Here is a 22197-nt window from a genome sequence, read left to right as displayed (position 1 = left end):
ATAAATGCGAGAAGCTGGTTGTTATGGTGGGCAAGAGCGAGGAGATAAACCTGATGCCAGGGATAGCGCAGGAAAGTGAAAACGTGGTCAGAGTAGTCGCCATGACTCCGATAGACGCCATCCGGGAAGCCTTGCTGGCGGGTAAGCTGGTGGGGCTGGGGGAGCCGCACTGGCACCCCGCCTTTATTCGGCGTCAGCACGCCTGGCTGTGTGATCCGGCGCTCTGGGGAATAATGACCGACCTGGTGCTGGAGTGCGGCAACCGCCGCCATCAGGGCTTGCTCGATGCCTGGCTGGCGGGTGAGGAGAGCTGGCAGGGGGCGCCGCTGACGCTGGCACGGCTCTATCCGGTCTGGCTCGACTCCTGCGCTTTTCCCGCCTGGATGGCTCCCGAGTTTCCTGCTCTCTTCACCGCTCTGCGCCAGAGCAATCTGGTGCGTCCTGAACATATGCGGCTGCGGGTGCATCTCTGCGAGCCCTTATTCGAGTGGCAAGAGTTGACTCCGGAGCGGTGGCAGCAACACAACAGGGGGCGGGATCAGGCGCTGGCCGACTATCTTCTTGCACTTCCCGCCCGCGGTGTGGTGGTGCTGGCGGGGGCGCGCCATCTGCTCAAAGCCGCAGGGGATCCCCACTTTGCGCAGCCGACCCTGGGCCAGTTGCTGGAAGCGGCACGGCCGGGTTGGCTGCAGGTGCTTCACCCCAGGCCAATGGTTGATGAGATGGGAGATGAGGAGGAGAGGGTGAGCGAACTGGTCGGTATCACGACAGCCGGTCTCTATCCCCACTGGCCGGCGCATCCGCCGCTGGAGACTCTCATCGACAGGTTAGTGCGCGTGGCTGACCGGGGGCGGGAGATGCGAATTTGCCCCACCTTGCTGGCAGAGCCCTGGCGCAGCCGCTTGCTGAGTCGCGTTCACCTGCTACCAGTTGGCATGGCCCGCCAGCTGCAACAGTGGCTGGCGTAGCCGCTGACTGAAGTAACTGCTGACTGAAGTAACTCAAGGGGGAGCAAGGCTCCCCTTTTTCACATTTGGCATCCTGCATTCAGCGCCGCAAAGTTGCACAATTTACGGCATACCGTGCCTCTCATCGCCGAAAATTCAGCTCCTTCATTACTTTAAAGAAGTTTCTACTGGTCTTACCTGAGTAAATCTCTTTGCTTTTTATTTAACAAGGTATTTACATCTAGGTGTCGCCAGCATCGGTGACGCTCACAACGGCAAGGAGCCAGTTATGACCCATGTCGACATCCCTTTCCTTCGTTATCTTGATGCGGAAGGGTGCCCGGTCGCCACCTTACCGACCTGGCTGGACAAGGCGATACTGCACACCTTCTACCGCAACATGGTGATGGTGCGCAGTTATGACAAAAAAGCGATTGCGCTGCAACGAACCGGCAAGCTCGGTACTTTTCCCTCCCATCTCGGCGCAGAAGCCGTGGGGATTGGCATTGGTCTGGCCATGCAGCCGCAGGATGTCTACGTCCCCTACTATCGGGACATGCCCACCCTCTATGCGCGGGGCGTGCCGATGGAGAAGAACCTGCAATATTGGGGCGGTGACGAGCGGGGCAGTTATTTTCTCAAACCCGATGGAACACCCTCTGAAGATCTCCCCATCTGCGTTCCCATCGCCACCCAGATCACCCACGCCTGTGGCATCGCGTCAGCGTTCAAACTGCGTAATCAACCGCGCGTCGCCGTGGTCACCATCGGCGACGGTGGCACCTCCAAGGGGGATTTTCTGGAGGGGCTCAACTGCGCAGGTGTCTGGCACCTGCCGATGGTCATCATCGTCAACAACAACCAGTGGGCTATCTCGGTGCCACGCAAGCTGCAATCGAGCGCCCCAACACTGGCCCAGAAGGGGATTGGCGCCGGTGTGCGCAGCCTGCAGGTGGATGGCAACGATGTGGTGGCGGTCTACGATGCCGCCCGCAGTGCTGTCGGGCGTGCTCGCAGCGGCAAGGGGCCGACCCTGATCGAGGCGATCAGTTATCGCCTTGGCGATCACACCACGGCTGACGATGCCACTCGCTATCGCGACGGGGCCGAGGTCGAGGCCGCCTGGGCGAAAGAGCCGGTCAAGCGGCTGCGCCAGTTTATGCACAGCCAGGGGTGGTGGGATGAGGAGCAGGAGCAGAGCCTGCTGGCGGAAGCCACCCGAGAGGTGGAGCAGGCGGTCGCCCGTTATGAGGCAATTGTGCCCCAGCCGCCGGAGGCGATGCTCGATTATCACTATGCCAGCCTGCCCGCTGAACTCTTACCCCAGCGCGAGCGAGTGATAGCCAAGGGGATGAAGCAGGAGGTTGGCCATGAGTGAAATCAGTTTGCTGGAAGCGGTCAACATGGCCCTTCACTACGAGATGGAGCACGACCCGGATGTGGTGGTACTGGGCGAGGATGTGGGGGTCAACGGCGGGGTGTTTCGTGCCACGGTTGGCCTGCGCGACAAGTTCGGTTTCAAGCGGGTGATCGACACGCCGCTGGCCGAGGGATTGATCGCCGGGGTGGCGGTCGGCATGGCGACCCAGGGGCTCAAGCCGGTGGCGGAGTTCCAGTTTCAGGGCTTCATCTTCCCCGGGATGGAGCAGATCATCTGTCAGGCGGCGCGGATGCGAAACCGCACCCGAGGTCGCCTCTCCTGCCCCCTTGTCTATCGCTCTCCCTATGGCGCAGGCATCCATTCGCCTGAACATCACAGCGAGAGCGTCGAGGCACTGTTTGCCCATATTCCGGGGCTGCGGGTGGTGATCCCCTCCAGCCCGAGACGCGCTTATGGCCTGCTGCTTTCGGCCATCCGCGATCCGGATCCCGTGATGTTTTTCGAACCCGACCGCATTTATCGCTCGATGAAATCCGAGGTGGTGGATGACGGTGTCGGCTTGCCGCTGGATGTCTGTTTCACCCTGCGCCCGGGCCGGGATATCACGGTAGTGGCCTGGGGGGCCTGCATTCAGGAGGTGATGCGGGCGGCGAATCTGCTGGCCGAGCAGGATATCCAGTGCGAGGTGCTGGATCTGGCCACCATCAAGCCACTGGATATGGAGACCATCCTCACCTCGGTGCGCAAGACCGGTCGGTTGCTGGTGGTACACGAGGCGTGTGGCAGCTTCGGGGTCGGGGCCGAAATTGTGGCACGGGTGACCGAGCAGGCACTTCCCTGCCTCAAAGCGCCGCCCAGGCGGCTGACCGGCGTGGATGCCGCCGTCCCTTACTATCGCAACGAGGCGTACTACCTCATCACCGAGCAGGATATCGCCGATGCCGCTCACCAGCTGATGGAGAACCAGTGGCTATGAAATTTTTCAAATTACCGGATCTGGGTGAAGGGTTGGCCGAAGCCGAGATCGTCGAGTGGAAGGTAAGTGCCGGTGATAGCGTTGCGGTCGATCAGGTGCTGTTGTCGGTGGAAACCGCCAAGGCGCTGGTGGATGTGCCCTCTCCGGTGGCCGGGGTGATTGCCCGTCTCTGCGGCGCCGAGGGAGATATCCTCCATATCGGTGCGCCGCTGGTGGAGTTCGAGGGGGGCGAGGATGATGGCACAGTGGTGGGCAAGGTAAGCGCCCATCAGCAGCGTATCGAGGATCACTTCGTGGTGGGGACCATTGCCCCGGTTGGCATGCTGGTACAAGCCATGCCTGCCGTGCGCCTGCTGGCACAAAAACTGGGTCTGGATATCGAGCGGATCAGGGGAAATGGCAGCGGCGGTATGGTGACCGAGCTGGATGTGCAGCAGGCATTCGAGGCTCAGCTAAGCAGTGGCAACGAATTCCTCAAAGGGTCACGGCGGGCAATGGCCAAGGCGATGGAGCTCTCTCATCAGACGGTAGTGCCGGTCAGCATCACCGACGAGGTGGATTTGCGTCACTGGCGGCCTGATGAGGATGTGACGGTGCGCCTTATCAAGGCCATTGGCGTGGCGTGCCGTGCCGAGCCCTCGATGAATGCCTGGTTTGATGGCGAAACCCTGTCACGACGGCTGTTCAACGAGGTCAATGTGGCCATTGCGGTGGATTCCAAACATGGTCTCTATGTGCCGGTGATGGAGAACGTAGCCGAGCGCGAGGGGACTGATATCCGACAGGGGCTGGATCGGATGATCGCCGATGTGAAGGCGCGCGCCGTGCCTCGCGAAATGTTGCAGGGGGCGACCATTACGCTCACCAACTTCGGCGCCATCGCAGGCCGCTACGCCAGCCCCATCGTCACACCGCCGCAGGTGGCCATCATAGGGGCAGGTAAATTGTTCGAGAAAGTGGTGTTCATTCATGGTGAAGCTCGCCCCGTCAGGGCATTGCCACTGTCGATGACATTTGACCACAGGGCATGCACGGGCGGGGAGGCGGCTCGTTTTCTAAGAGCGTTGGTCGATGCGTTGGAAGCGGCCACCTTATAACGGTTTGCGCCCTGTCATTGGCAGGGCACAAATTTGTTTGCGTAATCTACAAAGCCACGTATAATCCAAATCAGCTTGAAAGGGCGATAGTTATGTCAATGAATACGATGTTCTGCATCTTGTCCTGTTGTTCATAAGTTAATCCCGTTTTTTGAGCTTTACCCGCTGAAAAGCATAAGTAATTATTTTGAATACAGGTTTAAAGATATGTCTAACATGATCACCGGTACCGTTAAGTTTTTCAACGAAACCAAAGGTTTTGGCTTCATCCAGCAAGAAAACGGCCCGGACGTTTTCGTTCACTTCAGCGCTATTCAAGGTGCCGGTTTCCGCACCCTGGCTGAAGGTCAGCGCGTACAGTTCTCTGTGACCCAAGGTCAGAAAGGCCCGCAGGCTGAGAACGTAACTGCTCTGTAATTCTTACAGAATTTAAGAAAGCCGTGGTACCTCTGGTGCCACGGCTTTTTGTTTATCTGGCTCCCGCTACTGACTCACATGTGCTGAATCATGCTGCTATCGCTTCTGCTTGTTGCCACCCTTACTCCGATCTCTGACGCGCCGGTACCGGTTCAATCCGCGATGGAAGTGCAGGCTATCTGCCAGCAATTTGTCCAGGTCAGGATGGGGGCTGCTCTACAGCCCTATGAGGTCCATGCACGACTGGTGCCTGAAAGGGAAGGGGAGTGGCTGGTGGATGGCAAAGTAAAAGGACCCGAAGGTCCTTTGCTGTTTGCCTGTCATCTTCGCCAGGGGCCACATTGGGAGCTACTTAATTTTTCACTCTGGGCTCCACAGCCCATCAAAGCGGTTTGAGTGCGACCAGCAGGTGCTGCAGGTGTTCAACCATGGTCATGCCAAACGGGGTGAGATAGCCGCCATCTTCTGCGCTGATCAGTCCCTGCTGATGCAGACGAACCGCAGCTTGGCACAATTCATCAGACATATCGCTGCGTAATTTAATCCCTAGGCTCATGTTGGCCGGATCAAAGCATGCCAGTATTTTCAAATCGTTTACAAAGTCGTTAGAAACCTGGTCGATCCCAATCATGGATTTACTCCTTACGCTAAAGATGTATGCAAACTAGCATCCCCGGATCCACTTTAGTGGGCGCTGGCTCAAATTATTGATCTTTGGCTGGATGCTGCGTTTCAAATGCTGTTTTTTTCGGCGTAATCAGATGGTTGGCTAACAGCTTCGTCAAGGGCCGAGCCGGACCAAACGTGATAGGATAGGGCACTTATTTATATCGGACGGTCTATTGGTGGCTGTTCGCCCTGTTCAAGGTATCGCTCATGGTCAAGATCACTCTGGTATCCCTGCTGCATTCACTTTGTGCCCGCTTTCCTGTTTACCCCGCAGCTTCGTTGACGTCCCTGCTGGATGCCCATCAGGGCGAGGTGTGGTTGCCTGCCCGCAAGGGGGCCGACATTGCGCTGTTGCGCAAGCATGCCAAGGGGACTCATGAGCTGGCGTCACTTGATGCGGGCTGGTGTGATTTTGCCGCCAGCGACAGTGGCGAGACGCCCGAGCTGGATGCGCTTGCCAACTACGACAGCGAGATGATGGATAATCTACTGATGTACTGGCACAGCGCCGCCAAGATCAACAGCCCGATCACCGATAACCTGTTCGAGCTGCGCCGCGAAGTGGTGGATGAGGCCCATGGGGCCAAACTCGCTGCCGCCTGGGAGCAGCAACAACAGCTGCGTTTTGAACAGCTGATGGCGATGGCGGCCAAGGGCCGGGATCTGCTCTGCTTTGTCGAAGTGGAGTCTGCCTATTGGCTGCGGCAAAAGCTCAGCGAGCAGCCTGATGTGGAGCTGATCACACCTGCGTTGTAAACAGGGCAATATGACGGCTGGCGGTCTCGCTATCGAGGAGGCTGCTCTATCCTTATGGGCGTCATTGTCTGCCCCATCCGGTGCCAAGGGGCTACAAGCTGGACAAGCTGCCGACAAGATGTGAACATGGCGCCCTTTATCGAGAGAGAGACTTGGCCAATGAGCTATGAACTGAGCGACACCGAGCGCAATGCCGCGCTGCAACTGAACGCTGATTACCGTTACGAACACTTCATCAGCAAGCTGGTCGAGCATGAAGAGCTGTTTGTGCTGACTGACGAGCATGGCGTCATGATGCTGACCACCGACGATGAAGATTGCATCCCGGTATGGCCGCACCCGGAGTACGCCAAGGCGTGGGCCGAAGGCGAGTGGGCCGATTGCAAGCCACAGTCCATCACCCTGAAGGTATGGCTGGAGCGCTGGGTTGACGGTATGGAGCAGGACGAGCTGTGTGTTGCCGTGTTCCCGACCCCGGATCAGGAAGGCATCGTACTGGAGCCGGCCGACGTGGCTGACGCCATTGCCGAGAAGCAGGCCAAGCGCAGCTAATTGCCTCGTTTGCTTGCAAGCAACCCGGTTGCAAAACAAGACCCCGCCATTGTGCGGGGTCTGTCGTTTTTGGGGCAACCATCCTGTGCTCGCTGGAGCAGAGGAGGGCGGCCAAAATTACGGTTGCCGATAAGTGGTGTCAGTCAGGAGCACGACCGGGAACGTTTTGTCGGCCTTGATGGCCGCTTTGGTCTGTGTCTTTGCCTCTTCATCAATCCACAGCAGTCCACCGTAGCTGTAACCGCTGTTGTCGCCACCGAGGGGCCAGTAGAGCTGCTCGCTCTTGGGGGTTGCGGGCACCTTGGGCAGTTTTATCCAGCGCCATGCCCCTTCCCGGGTGTAGGGCACCTGATAGGCAGGGACGAAGCTGGCCAGCTCGTAGAGCCGCTGCTGGATCTGCCGTGACAGGGCCGCCTTTTTGGCAAAGTCGAACTCCTTGTCGTACTGCTCCACCAGCGCCGTGATGGCGTCATCATCGATGTTCATGATGTTGTTGGTCTGGGGTTTGTTGGCGTTGACCTTGTGGAAGAACTCCCAATAGGCGGGGTAGCGGCCGCCGCTCCAGGCCATCCAGGCGCTCTGATGCTTTTTCTCCAGCATGGATTTGAACCCGGCCGAGGCATCCATCAGGTTGAGCTCCAGATTAAGCCCCGCCTTCTTGGCCTCTTCCCGCAGCAGCGTGAGCCGCTGGGCGTGTTCTGCGGTGGTGTAGGTGATGGCGAGGGTCAGTGACTGCCCCTTGTCGTTTTGCAAAATCCCCTGCGGCCCCACCTTGTTGAAACCGGCCTTGGCAAAGTATTCCCGTGCCAGTTTGGGATCGAACGGACGGGCCTTGATGTCGCTGTTGGTAAACTCCCCCTGACCGGCGCCATAGCTGTTGAGGCGCTGGTAATCCCCCCGCAGCAGGGTGGTGAGCATCTTGTCGAGGTTGAGGGCGTGCTGGATCCCGAGCCGCACATCGAGATTGCTCAGCAGCGGATCGGCGGTGTTGAGATAGAGCCCCATCGGCGATTGCGGGGTCTGGTTGTAGAACCAGATACGCGAGATATAACCCTTTTCGAACTCCGACGTTTTGGTCTTGTCGTGCCACCAGTTGGGCATCACCAGCGGGAAGGTGTCGAGATCGCCGCGCAGGAAGTGCTGCCAGGCGATGTTCAGATCCCTGAGCACCTTGATCTCGATCCGCGCGGGATTGAAGCGATGCTGGAAGTAACGCTCGTCATCCCCCCACCAGTTTTCAATCCGCTTGAAGGTGACCGACTTGCCCTTTTTCACCTGATCGAGCTGATAGGGGCCGGTGACCGGCAACACCTTCCAGTTGTACTCCTTGACCCAGTTGGCGGTGAGCGTGATGGCGTGGCTCGGCTCCGGGCTGATGGGCAGTGATTCGAGCAGATCCTGCCGGCTCTTTTCGGTGCCGCTGGTGATGGCCAGGGTGTGATCATCAAACTTGGTGATGTCGGCTATCTGGGTGCTGTAGTAGTTGTTGTACCAGGGGTCGTTGATCTCCTTGCTGCGCATCATCTTGAGGGTAAAGAGCCAGTCATCGGCGGTGACCGGTTGGCCATCTGACCAGCGCGCCTTGGGATTGATGCGAAAATAGAGGGTCTTGTGGTCGGCGCCGAAGGCCCACTCGTTTGCCAGCATCGGCATGGGATTGCCGGTGACGGGATGAGTACTCAGCAGTGGCAGGTTGGTTTCCCGCACGTAACCGGCAAACCCGCCGTTGGAGTCGGGGCCATATTTGCGCAGGGTCAGGGGGAAGCTGGTCATAAAGGTGCGAAAGGTGCCGCCGCGCTTGGCAGCCGGATCGGCATAGAGAGGGTCCGTGTTGTTGCTCTCCCACTTCAAGCCAGCGGGCAGCGTGGCACTCCAGCCAAACGGGCTCCAGCACAGGGTCAGGGTGATGGCGGTGGCGCGAATGATAGGAGGGAGGCTGCGCCCCCCGGCAGTGATGGTCGATGGCATGTCCTTGCTCTCCTGAAAGTCTGCTTCCTGCAGATCACGCTCTGATGACGTCAGTCCCGATGGGACTGGCTCATCATGAAAATTTTATCCTGTCAGGTCAATGAAATAGCGCAAATTGGCAGGCGCTCATCATGTCGCGCTCTGTGGTTTCAACCCGCGCAGTCGGCCACCGAGCAGATGCACCACAAAGCCGAGCAGCACCAGACCTGAGCCCAGCCACTGCATGGCGGTCGGATGTTCATCGAGCAGCAGGGCGGCCGCCACCATGCCGACACAGGGGATCAGCAGGGAGAGCGGCGCCACCTGCGCGACCGGATAGCGCATCAGCAGTCGCCCCCACAGGCCGTAACCCAGCCAGGTCGCGACATACGAGAGGTAGAGCACGCACAATAATCCCTGCCAGCTGAAGTTGAGCAGGCTGCTGACCATCAGCGCCGGCCCCTCGAACAGCCAGGAGAGGGCGAAAAACGGCAGAATAGGCACCAGACCACCCCAGGCGATCAGGCTGGGCAGCGTGGTTTGGTAGCGCAGACCAATCTGGCGGTTGATGACGTTGCCAAGGCCCCAGCAGGCGGCGGCGCACAGCGTCAGCACGAAGCCGATCAGGGTCAGGTTGCCCTCACCGTGGGTGGCGATGAGATAGAGGCCGAGCCCCGCCAAAGGCAGCGCCACCCAGTGGTGGGGTTGCCAGCGCTCCCCCAGCCAGATCATCGCAAACAGCAGGGTGAACACCACCTGAGATTGCAGCACCAAGGAGGCCATGCCCGCCGGCATGCCGAACTTCATGGCACTGAACAGAAAGGCGAATTGACCGAGGCTGATGGCGCCGCCGTAGGCCAGCAGCCAGCGCCAGGGCATGGCGGGCCTGGGCACCAGCAAGATGGCGGGAAAGACCACGCCGATAAAGCGCAGTGCCCCCAGCAGTAGCGGTGGTATCCCCTCCAGTCCCCACTTGATGGCGATGAAGTTGAGCCCCCAGCAGAGGATGACCAGAGCGGCCAGACACTTGTCCTTGGTTTGCATGGTTGAAATCCCTGTCATCAGCAGTGCGGCGCGCGGGTTTACACTGCCCGGCGCGGTCGGCAAGGGTGGGAGCATACCCTTGAGCCGGTGGTGAGTGTCAAGGACAAAGGCCCGTTTGGATATTTCTGGTTGAGAGGCCCGTAGCTGCTTTTTGTTGCAAGGTCAGGGCAGATCAGGCCGTGACGCAGTGCAGCGCAATACCACGGTCGGTGATAGCCGCACGCATGGGGGCGGGCAGGGCATCGTCGGTGACCAGCACGCTGATCTGGCCCGGTGCGCCAAGCTGGCTCGGGTGAATGGCGCCAAATTTGCTGCTGTCGGTGATCACCACATTGGTCATCCCTTTGGCCAGCACGCTGTTGACCACATCGGCCCGCATCATGTCGCGACCGGTAAAGCCCACCTCGGGGTGAAAACCGTCGACCCCGATAAAGGCCTTGGAGAAGTGCACCTGCTCGATACAGAGGCGCGTCAGCGGCCCCACCACGCTTTCGCTCTGATGCTGGAACAGCCCGCCGAGCAGCACTACCTGAGCCGGGGTGTCTTTGAGCAGATGGGCGATATAGCTGCTGATGGTGATGATGGTGACCCGTTTGTGCAGGGCCAGATGGCGCGCCAGCATGGCGTTGGCGCTGCCCCCTTCGATAAAGACCGTCTCGCCATCTTCCACCAGCTGGGCGGCCCGCTCGGCGAGGCGCTCCTTGAGCAGGTAGTTGATGTTCATCCGGGCATCCGGGTCATCGGTCTCCAGCGCCATGGCCGAGCCGTGTACCCGTCTGAGCAGCCCCTGTTTCTCCAGCGCGGTGAGGTCGTTGCGCACCGTCACCTCCGACACGCCGGTGTGTTGGGCGAGCTCACTCACGCTCATCTTGCGAGCCTGATGGACCAGAGTGAGGATCAGTTGGTGGCGTGGATTCATGGTGCGCTCGCATGCAAGGTGGTGGATAGCGGCAAGCCACCCGAGGGTGGCTTGCCAATCATATGACGTCACAGGCGCCATGGGCGCGCCCCGTCAGAGACTGTGCTCGGTGCGGGCGATGATATCATCTTGCGCATCCGGGGATAAGGCGGTGAAGAAGGCCGAATAGCCCGCCACCCGTACCACCAGATCCCGGTACTGATCCGGATTGGCCTTGGCCGCCAGCAAGGTCTCCCGCGAGACGATGTTGTACTGCACGTGCCACCCCTTGTGCACCTCGAAGAAGGTGCGCAGCAGGCTCATCAGCTTGGTCTTGTCCCGCTCGTTCTCAAGGCTCGCCGGGCTCAGCTTCTGGTTGAGCAGTACCCCGCCGAGGATCGCCGCCGTGGGCAGCTTGCCGATGGAGTTGAACACCGCCGTCGGGCCGAGACGATCCGACCCCGAAGAGGGGCTGGCTCCTTCCGCCAGCGGGGTGCGGGCGTGACGGCCATCCGGGGTGGCCATAGTGGCCGCACCAAACGGCACGTTGGCGGAGATGGAGGAGGTGCCGGCATAGTAGGTGCCGCCAATGGGGCCACGGCCGAAGCGGGTGTTGTGCAGCCCCTTGAGCTCGTCGATGTAGCTCTGGTAAGCCTGCACCAGCAGCAGATCGACCTCGTCCAGATCGTTGCCATATTTGGGGGCGGCGTTGGTGAGGCGCTGACGCAACTGCTCCCCTGCCAGCCCGGCAAAGTCTTGCTCCAGCGCGGCAGCCAGCTCGTGCTGATCCACCACCCCCTGCTCGAACACCAGTTTCTTCAGGGCCGCCAGACTGTTGCCGAGGTTGGCGATCCCCACCTGCAGACCAGAGACCCAGTCATAGACGGCCCCCCCCTCCTTGATGGTCTTGCCGCGCTCGATGCAGTCATCCACCAGGGTGCTGCAGAGGATGTCGTGCGCTTGCGCCTCCAGCACGCTGTCGACCACGCAGTCGATCTCGATGGATTTGCGGGTGAAGTAGCGCACCTGCTCATCCCAGCGGGCCATTACCTCGTCAAAATTGCCAAAGGTTCCTTCCCGCAGTGACTGGGGCTGGGGCAGGAATACCTTGCCGGTGGTGGCATCGCGACCGCCATCGAGGGAGGCCAGCAGGATGCGGGCGAAGTTGATAAAGCTCATGCCGGTGCAGCGGTAGCCCCACTTGCCGGGCACCGCGGTCTCGATGCAGCCGATGGCGGCGTAGTGGTGGGCATCTTCCACGCTCACCCCGAGCTTGATGAACTCGGGGATCACCACCTCGTCGTTGTTGAAGGCGGGCATGCCAAAGCCGCAGCGGATCACCTGAATGCAGGCGTCGAGGAAATCCTCGCTCATCCCGGCGTGGTAGCGCACCGACAGGTTCGGCTGGGTGGATCTCAGCTGGCCGCAGGACTCCAGAATCGCGTAGGAGAGGCCGTTGACCGCGTCATGGGCCGCGCCATCCCGCCAGTTCTGGCCACCGATGGTGACGTTTTGATAGAGCGGGCTGCCGGCGGAGGCCTTGGAGTGGGTGCCGGAGCGGATCTTGTTCACCTCCAGCAATTTCAGCCAGCACCCTTGCAGCAGTTCGATGGCGCGGGAGCGTGACAGGGATTCTGACAGTTCCACCTCGCGGCGATACCAGGGGTAGAGATATTGGTCCATCCGGCCAAACGACACCGAGTGGCCGTTGGATTCGATCTGCAAAATGAGCTGGATAAAGTAGCAGAGCTGCAGCGCCTGCCAGAAGGTCTCGGGGGGCTGGTGGGCGATGTGGGCGCAGTTGAGCGAAATGGTCTCAAGTTCGCTTCGGCGTTCGGGGCACGACTCCTGCGCGGCCATGTCACGGGCCATATTGCTGGCGAGAGTGGCGTAGCGCCCGATATGATCGCTGACCGCCTCCAGGGTGATGGCGACGGCGTGCAGGAACTGCTCGCGCTGCAGATCGGCCCAATCCGCCAGATCCAGCCGACTGCGCCGCTCGGCCACCTTGGCCTTGAAGCCATCGAGACCCAGCGTGAGCAGCTCCTCATAGTTGACCGCGAGGTGAGCATCCCCCGAGGTCATGTTGCCCTCGGCCTTGATGATGCCGCTCTCCAGCAGCGCTTTCTGTTCGTCGGTAAAGAGGCCGAAGCAGCGATCCTGCACCGTCTGGCCGCGCCAGAAGGGGGTGAGGGCGTGGATGATCGCCTTGTCGGTTTCGCTGACTGCAAAACCGGCACCGGGTCTGTCCGCCAGCTCGTCGATCTCCTTCTCAATCCAGCTCACCGTGTATTCGGGAAACAGCGGCGCCGCCCGCACCTGACTGGCCTGATTGCCGACGATCAGCTCGTCGTGCTTGATCCAGATGGTGCGCTGCTTGAGGTGATGAGCCAGTGCCAGCGCGCGGCGCACCGGCAGCGGCCGGGCGAGGTGAGCCTGATAGGCCTCGGTGTAGTGGCGGGCCCGCTCGGTGCAGACCGGTGGCTGAACGATGTGGATCAGGCTCTCTTTGTGGGCGCGGATCCGCGGGCTGAGGGTATTGAGGTCGAGCTGGGTCATGATCTTATCCTCTGGTCACAGGGGTCAGCCCCTGACGTTGGGCGTATGCGTGGGCAAAGCGGAGTAAATCGGGATCGTCGAGCGGCGTGTCCGGTGCCTGATAGGGCAGATCCAGCAGGGCATATTTGCCCATCCCCAGCGTGTGGTAGGGGAGGAAGTGGATCTCCTGCACCGTGCCGAGGCTGGCGGCGGTGTCGGTGATGGCTTCGATCGATGCGCGGTCGGCATTGAAGCCGGGAATGAGCGGCACCCGGATCTGCATCGGCACGCCGTGTTCGGCGAGGCGTTTGAGGTTCGCGATGGGCAGCTCCACCTTGCCGCGGGTCCAGTGGAAGAAACGTTCTTTATCCACGTGTTTGAGATCCGCCAGCACCAGATCCAGTGAGGGGAGGCTTGGCTCAATCTGGTGCCAGGGCACATGCAGGCAGCTCTCGACCGCTGTGTGCAGCCCTTCTGCCTTGCAGCGGGCCAGCAGGGCAGCGGCAAAGCTGGGCTGCATAAAAGGCTCGCCACCGGAGAGGGTGACGCCACCGCCGCTGCGCTCGAAGAAGGGGCGATCCCGCAGTATGGTGTCTATCAGGGTGTCCAGGGTGTCATCCCGACCGCACACCTGCAGCGCTTCGCTGGGGCAGAGGCCGCGCAGCCGTTCCATATCGTCGGCCTTGAGGGCAGAACGGCTGAGCTGGATCCCCTCGCTGTCACGCAAGATTGCCGGACAAGCCTGGCTGCAGAGCTGGCATCCCTCGATGCACTGGCGCCGGTCGAGTAGTATGTCCGGCTTGGGAGAGCGGCTCTCCGGGTTTTGACACCACAGGCAAGCCAGCGAGCACCCCTTGAGAAACACCAGGGTGCGAATGCCGGGGCCATCGTGAGTTGAATATCGTTGCAGGTCGAAAATCATACCGCCTCCTTTTGTTTTTTCATTCTATTTGCTTTCATTCGAAAGTTGATTTGATTTCGATCAAGCAATTTGCAGATGTTTTATCGCTAGAATGGCGACATATTGAACATCCCGTTAAGGAGTTAGAGATGGAGCTGTATCTCGATACCGCCGATGTGGCGGCAGTGCGTCGCTGGTCACGGATCCTGCCGTTGGCCGGTGTCACCACCAATCCTTCCATTACTGCCGCCGGGGGCATGCCGCTCTCCGAGCTGCTGCCCGCCCTGCGCGACGTACTGGGGCCCAAGGCGCGCCTGTTTGCTCAGGTGATGGCTAAAACCGACACCGAGATGGTGCGCGAGGCGTTCGCCCTGCGTGAGCTGGACCCGGATCTGGTGATCAAGATCCCGGTATGCGCGGAGGGGCTGGCTGCCATCAAGAGCCTGACCGCTAACGGGGTGCCGACCTTGGGCACGGCGGTCTATACCCCGCTGCAAGGCTGGTTGGCGGCGGTGGCGGGAGCGGAATATGTCGCTCCCTACGTTAACCGGCTGGATGCTCAGGGGGGCGATGGCATCGCCACCGTGCAGGAGCTGCAACAGCTGCTTGAGCTGCACGCCCCGAACAGCAAGGTGCTGGCGGCGTCATTCCGCACTCCCCGTCAGGCGCTCGACTGCCTGCTGGCCGGTTGCCAGTCCATCACCTTGCCGCTCGATGTGGCGGAGCAGCTGCTAAACGTGCCTGCGGTGGATGCGGCGCTGGTGAAGTTTGATCAGGATTGGCAGTGCGCCTTCGGTCGCTGATTGCAGTGACAAGCGGATTGCTGTGATAAAGGGGGGAGGGTGAAGCGCAGGTTGTGGGGATTGACCGACTAGACTTGAAAGAGGGGGCCACGTTCGCTGGCCGCCCTGCAGTTTACCGGAGGTATCCCATGAGCGACCATTTGCTACTCCCCCATGGTGAAGATTTGCGTCGTGCGGTGCTTTGGCTCAGCGAGCATCACTTGCACGATATCTCTGCCATTGAAGAGGCCAGCCTGCGTTTTGATCTCTCGCCACTGGATGAGGAGTTTCTGATCCAGCACTGGCTCGACAGCCAGCGCCAATCATGAATATCTGAGGTGAGGGATTAGAAGAAGTTGGCGAGTTTGATGCCAAACTCTTTGGGATCGACCGTATTTTCAATGCTCTCCTGCACACCCGATTTGGCCAGATCCAGCCACTGCACCTCGAGGTAGTGACGCTGGGTGGCGTGATAGATCACCTTGACCACCGGCTTGAGCGGTTGCTGCTCGTTGCGCTGCATCACGATGGCCAAGCGCTGGTTCGAGAGTTGCACCAGCGTTCCCACCGGATAGACCCCCATGCACTTGATGAACTTGGTCACCAGTTCGGCATCGAAGTGCTGATTGATCCCCTTGAGCAGGATGCGAAACGCCTGGGTCGGCTGCATGCCCGCTTTGTAGACCCGATCCGCGGTGATGGCATCATAGACATCGACGATGCCGCTCATCCGGGTATAGAGCGAGAGCTGATCGCCTTTGAGCCGTTGCGGGTAGCCGGTGCCATCGAGTCGCTCGTGGTGGTTGGCGGCCACTTCCAGCATGGTGGGGGTGATGCCCGGGGTATTGCTGAGGATCTCGTAACTGTGCACCACATGCTGGCGCATGATGGCGAACTCCTCGTCGGTCAGCTTGCCCGGTTTGTTGAGCACCTCGTCCGGAGTCATGATCTTGCCTACGTCGTGCAGCAGGCCACCCAGGGTCAGCTCCTTTAACACGCTGCGTTCCAGTCCCAGATAGCGACCGAAGTTGGCGAGCAGAATGGCCACGTTCATGGAGTGCTCCATCAGGTAGGCATCCTTGGCACGAATACGGGCCAGACAGAGCATCGCATCGCCGTGGCTGAACATGGTGTCTACCATCTCTTCGGCGACTTCGGCCAGCGGGGTGATGTCGATGGGTTCACCCGCCTTGAGCTGGCGAATGAACTTGCCTTGCAGCTCGCGGGCCTCTTGGTAAAGGCGGCGGATCTTCAGCTCCCGCCCTTCACCGTTGGCACTGGCCCGGCGTCCCGCCTGGGCGCTGTTGGCATTGAGGTCGGGGGAGATAACGGCGTCACTCTCGGCGCTGCCCAGCTTGCTGCGGGCCAGATCGATGCGCACCGTGAGCACCCCCTGGCGTACCAGATTGGCAATTTGTGCCACGCTGGTCACCATGCCCATCTGGGCGATCTCCATCCCACCTGTCTGGCTGGCGATAGCAATCACATACATGCCGGGTTTCAGCTGGTTGACGGGAATGACGGGATAGGATGCTTGAGACTTCATGAGGGCTTCCTGACTTTTATTATTATGAGTATCGTTCGGATGGGTCACACCGGAGAAGTGTAACATTGGATGACCACTTCGTCATAATTGGCAACCCCTTAACAGTGGCGTTGTCGCCCTCGCCCGATATAATGACGCCCCTTTACTTGTTGGACTCCGAGGTTGTGAATGCGGCTTGATAAATTTCTGTGCGATTGTTCCGATTTGACCCGCTCGCTGGCAGGCAAACTGATCCGTCAGGGTGAGGTCATGGTGGATGGCATTGTGGTCAAGCAGCCCGCCTTTCATATCAATGAGCAGAGCCAGATCGAGTTTGACGGCGTGGTGCTGACGCTGGAGCAGCGCAACCGCTATTTCATGCTGCACAAGCCGGAAGGGTATGTCTGCTCCAACGAGGATCCGGATCACCCGACCGTCTTCTTCCTGATGGATGAGCCGGCGATGGGCAAGCTGCACGTGGTGGGTCGCCTCGACCTCGATACCACGGGTCTGGTGCTGGTGACCGACGACGGCCAATGGTCCCACCGCATCACCTCACCGCGCCACGAATGTGCCAAGACCTATCACGTCTGGCTGGCCGATCCGGTGAGCCCGGATGCGATCGAGTTGTTCGCCGAAGGGGTCTACCTGCGTAACGAGACCGATAAAACCCGTACTGCCCAGCTGGAGATCCTCGGTGAGTGCGAGGCCCGCCTGACCATCCATGAAGGCAAGTACCACCAGGTCAAGCGGATGTTTGCCTCCATCGGCAACAAGGTCGTTGGCTTGCATCGCGAGCGGGTGGGCGGCCTGACGCTGGATGAAGAGCTGGCCCCCGGTGAATACCGCGAGCTGACCGCTGAGGAAATCGCTCTGTTCTGATCAGGGATGGTGCCGGGTGTCAGTGAGTGCTGAAACCCAGCACCAGCGCCGTGCCCAAGGTGGCAATCAGTGCCCCAGCCCAGGCGGCAACGGATGGCCGCTCCCCCGAGTGCCACCACAACAGCGGCAGCAGCAATACCGGCGTGGTGGAGGAGAGAATCGCTACCATGCCCACCTCACCCTGCCGCAGTGCCATCAGGATCAGCGTCATGCCCAGCCCCATCGCCAGAAAACCGTTGGTGGCAATCATGGCGAGGATCTGGCGATTGACCGGTTTGAGCGGCATCGCCAGTGGCAAGCGTCCCAGCCGCAGGACGCAGTGGGCCAGCAGGGCACTGCCCATCCGGATACCCGATGCACTCACCGCATCCACCTCACCACTCATCATCACCGGCTTGGCGATGATGGCACCCACGCTCTGACACAGTGCCGCCGTCAGGCCAAGGCCAATCCCCAGCGCCAGATTGCCACGGATCTGCTCCCACTCGTTGCTGCTACTGCGTCTGCCAAACAGGATCGCCAGCATCACGCCGGCAAAGACCAGCATGGCCCCCAGCAGTCGCCAGCCCGTCAGCTGTTCATTAAAGAGCCAGAGCCCAAGCAGGGCGGAAAACAGCGCATGGCAGGAGAAGAGCAGGGCACTGCGTCTTGGCCCCAGCCGGTTCATGCAGGCAAACAGCGCCGTGTCGCCGATGAAGATGCCGACCAGCCCCGAGATGGCGAGCAGGGGCAGGGCGCTTGCGGTGAGGGTTTGCCAGCCGCCAGTGAGCAGACTCATGGTGCCGAGCATCAGGCTGACCAGAAACATGCGCCAGCGACTGTAGGCAAATGCGCCGAGATGACGGGCCGGTTTGACCGAAATTAGCGCTGCAACTGCCCATAAACTGGCCGATGCGAGGGCCAGCCACTCATAACCCATAAAAACTCCTGAAAAAATTAACCCGAAAGACTCCATCTCCCGGGCAAGCCCGATACAATACGGGGCGTTTTCGGGGATAACAAGAGCGGCATCAGGCATTCATCAGGCGCGCCGTCGGCCTTCCCCTCCTGCAGTGGTTTTATTCGAGGTTTTGTCATGAGGTATGGTTTCTTCCCCAAGCTGGCGCAACGCTGGCTCTCCCCGCTATTGCTTGCCGTGCTGACAGGGCCCCTGGCCCATGCCACCACCGTTGAGCAGCAGCCTCTGCTGGCCGATCGGCAAACCCTGGTCAAGGGCAACGGTGCCGAGCCGGAGTCGCTGGATCCGGCGCTAGTGCGATCCGGTTTTCCGGGGGAGGCGGTACTGGTCGATCTGTTTGAAGGGCTGGTCAGCGATGACGGGCAGGGGCATATCGTACCTGCTCAGGCACTGCGCTGGGAGGTGAGTGACGATGGGCTGGAGTGGCGATTTTTCCTGCGCCCCCAACTGAAGTGGTCCAATGGCGAGCCGCTGGTGGCCGCTGATTTCGTCTATGCCTGGCGCCGTCTGCTCGATCCGGCCATCAATTCCCCTTCTGCCGGGTTGCTGCTGGCGACGGGGATCAACAATGCGCAATCCATCTATGCCGGTGCGCTGGAGCTCGACAATCTGGGCATTGAGGCGCAAAGCGACCAGATCCTAAAAATCACTCTGGAGCGGCCCGCCCCCTATTTTTTGCAGCTCATCAGTCAGCGCCCCTTTGTGCCAGTCAATCAGAAGGCGATAGCCCAGTTTGGCAAGCAGTGGACCGAGCCCGGCAAGCTGGTCAGCAATGGTGCTTATCGGTTGGCAAGCTGGACGCCGAACGAGCGGATCGAAGCCGAGCGCAATATCCACTACAGGGACGACCTGCACACCCGTATCGGGCGGGTCACCTACCTGCCGATCACCTCGCAACATGCGGAGCGGCTGCGTTATGAGGCCGGTGAAATCCAGCTCACCAACAAGGTCTCCCTCGGCTATTACCAGAAGATGAAGCGTGAATCCCCGCAGCGGCTGTGGGGCTTGCCGCTGTTTGGCACCTATCTCTACGCCTTCAATTTGAAGCGCCCGGAACTTCAGGATGTGCGGGTGCGTCAGGCGCTCTCCATGGCGGTTGATCGACAGCAGCTTATTGGGGCAGTGAGCGGGCAGGATGAGCAGGCGGCATGGTCGCTGTTGCCGGAGATGCCGGGTTATCCCCGGGTGGTATTGCCTGTGGCGCTCGAAGATATGCCGACTCGGCAGGCCAAAGCGGCAGCCCTGCTATCTGCGGCCGGGTATAACAGTGCGAATCCACTCAAGCTGAGCATTACCTACAACACTGCCGACACCCACAAGCAGATGGCGATGGCCATTGCCGCCATGTGGCAGAAGCTGGGGGTGCAGGTCACCCTCAACAGTCTGGAGTGGGGCGCCTATCAGGTGGCCAAGGATAGCGGTGATTTTCAGGTGGCAAGAAGCTTCCTGTTTGGCGATTACGTCGAGCCGTCAGCCATGCTGGGCAGCTTCCGTTGTCAGGATCTGCGCAACGAGAGCGGCTACTGCAATCCCGATTTTGATTTGCTGCTGGAGCAGGCGGCCAACACGCTGGACAGTGCGAGCCGGGGTGAACTGTACCGCCATGCCGAACAGTTGCTGCTCGAAGAGGCGCCGATCATCCCCGTATATCATTACAATCAGATGAGACTGGTCGATCCCGCGCTGCGAGGGCTGCCCAGCCAGAATTTGAAAGGGACGATTGCCACCAAGGATCTCTATTTCAGCCCGCAGTGAGGAGCATTTCATGAAACTTGCCATCATTTCCGACATCCACGGCAGCATCATTGCGCTGGAGCGGGTGCTGACCCAACTTGAGCCCTGGCAGCCGGATCACTATCTGCTGCTCGGCGATCTGCTCAACCATGGCCCGCGCAATCCTCTACCGGAGGGGTATAACCCGGCTGCGGTGGCCGATCGGCTCAACGAGCTGGCACCGCAGATCATCGCGGTGCGAGGCAATTGTGATTCCGAAGTGGATCAGATGCTGTTGCGCTTTCCCATTACCGCCCCCTACAACCAGCTGCTGGTCGATGAGCGGCGCTGGTTTGTCAGCCACGGTCATCTTTACCGTCCGGACGAGGTACAGCTTCCGGCGGGCAGTCTGTTCCTGAGTGGCCACACTCATGTGCCGGTGCTGGAGTGGCAGGGGGATCGGGTATTGATGAACCCGGGATCGATCTGTTTCCCGCGCGGCGAGCTGCCTGCCAGTTACGGGTGCTATGAAGACGGGGTGCTACGCGTAAATGCGTGTGAGGATGGGCGAGAGTTGCTGCGACTGGTGTTTTAAAACGGACAGCAAAAATGCAAGGCCTGATAAGAGATGTCAGGCCTTGATACCGTAGGAGCGGGTGCCAGAGCGAGTGTTGCCCTTGGCGTCATAGGTCAGGCTGTTGCGATCTCGCAACTGACTCAGAAAGGTTGCCAGACGACGGTTGGAAACCATGCTCAATTCAAGCAATCGACCGTTGATATCATTTTGTGCCTGGCAGGCATCCAGTTTTGCACGAAGCTGCGCTATCTCGTCGGGATAGGCTGCCAGCTGCAGTGCCAGTTCCGGCATCTCTGCCAGCGTCTTGTCCAGGGTTTCTATCGCAGCAAGCAACTGCTGTTTGCGCTCGGTCAGTGCAGGCAGGGCCAGTGCCTGATGCTGCTCGAGCAAGCTGAACTCCTCTTCCAGAATGCCTTGCATCTGGCTGAGGTAATCATCTTGGGTGTGCAGTAACGAAGGTAAGTCCATCATCCCAGAACTTTGTCCAGATTGGCCTCGAAACTGAACATCTTCTTGGCAACAGCGTTGCTGTTGACCTGATATTCGCCACTCGCGACGGCTTTTTTCAGCCGTTCGACCTTGCTCTCATTGCCGGTCGAGGCGGTATTGAGGTTTTGTTGCATTTTTTGCAATTGTTGCGCCTCACTGGTCAAGGAGACGGAGTCCAGCTTGACAGTAGCCGCTTTGTTTTCGGGCGATGAGGTGACTGACTTGCTGCCTGTTCCCTGGCTATTAGCGGTATTTTGCAACCGATTGTTCGCCAAGTTGTTGATATTGTTGATGGCCATTTTAGTTACCTTCGTCTGCTTTAAGGTTTGCTTACCTGTTTATCGGTGCTGCAGGTCAAAACTTTAGAAAAAAGTTGTCAAGGATCCGAATTTAAAACGTGACCGATACGGCACCCACAGCACTGACTTTACCCTCAACGGTTTTGCCGGAGCGAATATTGACGAGTTTGATGATCTCTCCGAAGCTGCCATCTTGCAAGGCTCGGGCCATGGTTTTGATCTGGAAGTTGCTGTTTTCTGCCGTCAAAGTGACCTGATCCCCTTTACACACTACACAAACCTGGCTCAAACGGATGGGCTGCCCCGGTTTTAGCTCCCGCTTGCTGCGCACCCCGATAAGAGGAGCCGTGTCAGTCAGGTAGTCGCCGCGGATCAGGGTTTGATCCTGATAGGCCAGGACCAGCTGGCTTTCACTCAGCAGATCCCCCTTGGCAATGGGGTTGGCCACCGTGACATAGGGTTTTTGAATGCTGACCCGCACCGGGAGATAGACGTCCCAGGGTTTGTCTTCCTCACATTTAAGGTAAACTGTTGTATTGCGGCGAATTTCCATTTTTGCTGGTAAGCTGATAGTGAGCAGATCTTCGCAGCGGGTCAGTGGGAGCCGTTCATCCAGCGTGGCAGGGGTAACCTCGGCTCTGGCATCCAACGGAACATCCAGCTGGCTGTAAACGAACTCTTGTGCCCTTTCTTGCAGATAAGTAGTGACGTCCGAGGCGTAGCTGGAAGATATGCTGCCAAAAAAGAGGCTGATGAGTAAAAGTCGGTTAATCATTTTCGCTCGTTGGTCGATAAGTTGTTCACGCATATCACCATATTTAACTATGATTGCTTCAGAATCTGTTCGTT

24 protein-coding genes are annotated in these 22197 nt (G+C 59.5%); 13 read left to right on the top strand and 11 right to left on the bottom strand.

The window, feature by feature from the left end; all coding sequences use genetic code 11:
* The first annotated feature begins 83 nt into the window (after positions 1-83).
* The 6 genes from OKC40_RS14460 (at position 84) to OKC40_RS22955 (ending at position 5214) form a co-directional block, all read left to right on the top strand.
* Positions 84-968, top strand: coding sequence for a hypothetical protein (locus tag OKC40_RS14460; protein ID WP_234605696.1), 885 nt, complete (start codon positions 84-86; stop codon positions 966-968).
* 268 nt (positions 969-1236) lie between these two features.
* A complete protein-coding gene (gene pdhA, locus OKC40_RS14455) occupies positions 1237-2325 on the top strand; it encodes a pyruvate dehydrogenase (acetyl-transferring) E1 component subunit alpha (protein WP_182970754.1) in 1089 nt (362 codons plus the stop codon).
* Positions 2318-3304, top strand: coding sequence for an alpha-ketoacid dehydrogenase subunit beta (locus OKC40_RS14450; protein ID WP_182970755.1), 987 nt, complete (start codon positions 2318-2320; stop codon positions 3302-3304). The genes pdhA and OKC40_RS14450 overlap by 8 nt, the downstream gene beginning before the upstream one ends.
* Entirely contained in the window at positions 3301-4401 is a 1101-nt protein-coding gene (locus tag OKC40_RS14445) for a dihydrolipoamide acetyltransferase family protein (RefSeq protein ID WP_139709148.1), read from the top strand. Before OKC40_RS14450 ends, OKC40_RS14445 begins: the two co-directional genes overlap by 4 nt.
* A 207-nt stretch (positions 4402-4608) precedes the next feature.
* Positions 4609-4818, top strand: a complete 210-nt coding sequence (locus OKC40_RS14440; RefSeq protein WP_075112094.1) for a cold-shock protein — start codon at positions 4609-4611, stop codon at positions 4816-4818.
* Between the two features lie 90 nt (positions 4819-4908).
* On the top strand, positions 4909-5214 hold the full coding sequence (locus OKC40_RS22955) for a hypothetical protein (protein WP_320657502.1): 306 nt from the start codon (positions 4909-4911) through the stop codon (positions 5212-5214).
* Here OKC40_RS22955 and OKC40_RS14435 read toward each other — a convergent pair.
* Positions 5201-5449, bottom strand: a complete 249-nt coding sequence (locus OKC40_RS14435; RefSeq protein WP_033136857.1) for a TIGR02647 family protein — start codon at positions 5447-5449, stop codon at positions 5201-5203. The genes OKC40_RS22955 and OKC40_RS14435 overlap by 14 nt on opposite strands.
* Positions 5450-5694: 245 nt before the next feature.
* Here OKC40_RS14435 and OKC40_RS14430 point away from each other — a divergent pair, with 245 nt between their 5' ends.
* Positions 5695-6243 (top strand): hypothetical protein, encoded by a 549-nt coding sequence (locus OKC40_RS14430; protein WP_182939302.1) that lies wholly within the window; start codon positions 5695-5697, stop codon positions 6241-6243.
* Between the two features lie 159 nt (positions 6244-6402).
* Positions 6403-6795, top strand: a complete 393-nt coding sequence (locus OKC40_RS14425) for a DUF2750 domain-containing protein (RefSeq protein ID WP_182939303.1) — start codon at positions 6403-6405, stop codon at positions 6793-6795.
* A gap of 117 nt (positions 6796-6912) precedes the next feature.
* Here the strand turns inward: OKC40_RS14425 and OKC40_RS14420 are convergent, their stop codons facing one another.
* The 5 genes from OKC40_RS14420 to OKC40_RS14400 form a co-directional block, all read right to left on the bottom strand.
* Positions 6913-8763 carry an extracellular solute-binding protein gene (locus tag OKC40_RS14420; protein WP_182939304.1) on the bottom strand — a complete coding sequence of 617 codons (1851 nt, stop codon included), beginning with the start codon at positions 8761-8763 and terminating at the stop codon, positions 6913-6915.
* 129 nt (positions 8764-8892) lie between these two features.
* Positions 8893-9786 (bottom strand): EamA family transporter, encoded by an 894-nt coding sequence (locus tag OKC40_RS14415; protein ID WP_182939305.1) that lies wholly within the window; start codon positions 9784-9786, stop codon positions 8893-8895.
* Between the two features lie 172 nt (positions 9787-9958).
* Positions 9959-10705 (bottom strand): DeoR/GlpR family DNA-binding transcription regulator, encoded by a 747-nt coding sequence (locus OKC40_RS14410; protein ID WP_182939306.1) that lies wholly within the window; start codon positions 10703-10705, stop codon positions 9959-9961.
* Positions 10706-10798: 93 nt separating this feature from the next.
* Positions 10799-13243 carry a formate C-acetyltransferase/glycerol dehydratase family glycyl radical enzyme gene (locus OKC40_RS14405; RefSeq protein ID WP_182939307.1) on the bottom strand — a complete coding sequence of 815 codons (2445 nt, stop codon included), beginning with the start codon at positions 13241-13243 and terminating at the stop codon, positions 10799-10801.
* 4 nt (positions 13244-13247) lie between these two features.
* Positions 13248-14144: a glycyl-radical enzyme activating protein gene (locus OKC40_RS14400; protein WP_182939308.1), complete on the bottom strand. Its 897-nt coding sequence runs from the start codon at positions 14142-14144 to the stop codon at positions 13248-13250.
* Positions 14145-14272: 128 nt separating this feature from the next.
* Between OKC40_RS14400 and fsa the strand changes: the two genes are divergently transcribed.
* Both fsa and OKC40_RS14390 read left to right on the top strand, forming a co-directional pair.
* Entirely contained in the window at positions 14273-14926 is a 654-nt protein-coding gene (gene fsa, locus OKC40_RS14395) for a fructose-6-phosphate aldolase (protein WP_182939309.1), read from the top strand.
* Between the two features lie 128 nt (positions 14927-15054).
* The gene (locus OKC40_RS14390) at positions 15055-15234 is read left to right on the top strand and encodes a hypothetical protein (protein ID WP_042657126.1); all 180 of its coding nucleotides are present in this window, start codon (positions 15055-15057) and stop codon (positions 15232-15234) included.
* A 17-nt stretch (positions 15235-15251) separates the two neighbouring features.
* Here OKC40_RS14390 and OKC40_RS14385 read toward each other — a convergent pair whose 3' ends face one another.
* Positions 15252-16451: an HD-GYP domain-containing protein gene (locus OKC40_RS14385; RefSeq protein ID WP_182939310.1), complete on the bottom strand. Its 1200-nt coding sequence runs from the start codon at positions 16449-16451 to the stop codon at positions 15252-15254.
* 168 nt (positions 16452-16619) lie between these two features.
* Here OKC40_RS14385 and rsuA point away from each other — a divergent pair, with 168 nt between their 5' ends.
* On the top strand, positions 16620-17312 hold the full coding sequence (rsuA, locus tag OKC40_RS14380; RefSeq protein ID WP_270795665.1) for a 16S rRNA pseudouridine(516) synthase RsuA: 693 nt from the start codon (positions 16620-16622) through the stop codon (positions 17310-17312).
* A 19-nt stretch (positions 17313-17331) separates the two neighbouring features.
* Here rsuA and OKC40_RS14375 read toward each other — a convergent pair whose 3' ends face one another.
* A complete protein-coding gene (locus tag OKC40_RS14375; RefSeq protein WP_182939311.1) occupies positions 17332-18231 on the bottom strand; it encodes a DMT family transporter in 900 nt (299 codons plus the stop codon).
* A 156-nt stretch (positions 18232-18387) separates the two neighbouring features.
* Here OKC40_RS14375 and OKC40_RS14370 point away from each other — a divergent pair, with 156 nt between their 5' ends.
* Positions 18388-20025: a peptide ABC transporter substrate-binding protein gene (locus tag OKC40_RS14370; protein ID WP_270795664.1), complete on the top strand. Its 1638-nt coding sequence runs from the start codon at positions 18388-18390 to the stop codon at positions 20023-20025.
* A 10-nt stretch (positions 20026-20035) separates the two neighbouring features.
* Positions 20036-20578 (top strand): phosphodiesterase, encoded by a 543-nt coding sequence (gene yfcE / locus OKC40_RS14365; RefSeq protein WP_182939313.1) that lies wholly within the window; start codon positions 20036-20038, stop codon positions 20576-20578.
* A 36-nt stretch (positions 20579-20614) separates the two neighbouring features.
* On the opposite strand, the gene OKC40_RS14360 is transcribed toward yfcE, so the two are convergent.
* The 3 genes from OKC40_RS14360 to flgA all read right to left on the bottom strand — a co-directional run bounded on the left by OKC40_RS14360 (position 20615) and on the right by flgA (position 22123).
* Positions 20615-21031, bottom strand: coding sequence for a flagella synthesis protein FlgN (locus OKC40_RS14360; protein WP_042657130.1), 417 nt, complete (start codon positions 21029-21031; stop codon positions 20615-20617).
* The gene (gene flgM / locus OKC40_RS14355) at positions 21028-21348 is read right to left on the bottom strand and encodes a flagellar biosynthesis anti-sigma factor FlgM (protein ID WP_139734022.1); all 321 of its coding nucleotides are present in this window, start codon (positions 21346-21348) and stop codon (positions 21028-21030) included. The genes OKC40_RS14360 and flgM overlap by 4 nt, the downstream gene beginning before the upstream one ends.
* Before the next feature lie 91 nt (positions 21349-21439).
* Entirely contained in the window at positions 21440-22123 is a 684-nt protein-coding gene (gene flgA / locus OKC40_RS14350; RefSeq protein WP_139709299.1) for a flagellar basal body P-ring formation chaperone FlgA, read from the bottom strand.
* Positions 22124-22197 lie beyond the last annotated feature (74 nt).

The organism is Aeromonas sp. QDB11, from assembly GCF_027705265.1.
Lineage (GTDB): Bacteria > Pseudomonadota > Gammaproteobacteria > Enterobacterales > Aeromonadaceae > Aeromonas > Aeromonas allosaccharophila.
The sequence above is the reverse complement of the archived record's forward strand: the minus strand, read 5'-3'. Positions and strand labels throughout refer to the sequence as shown.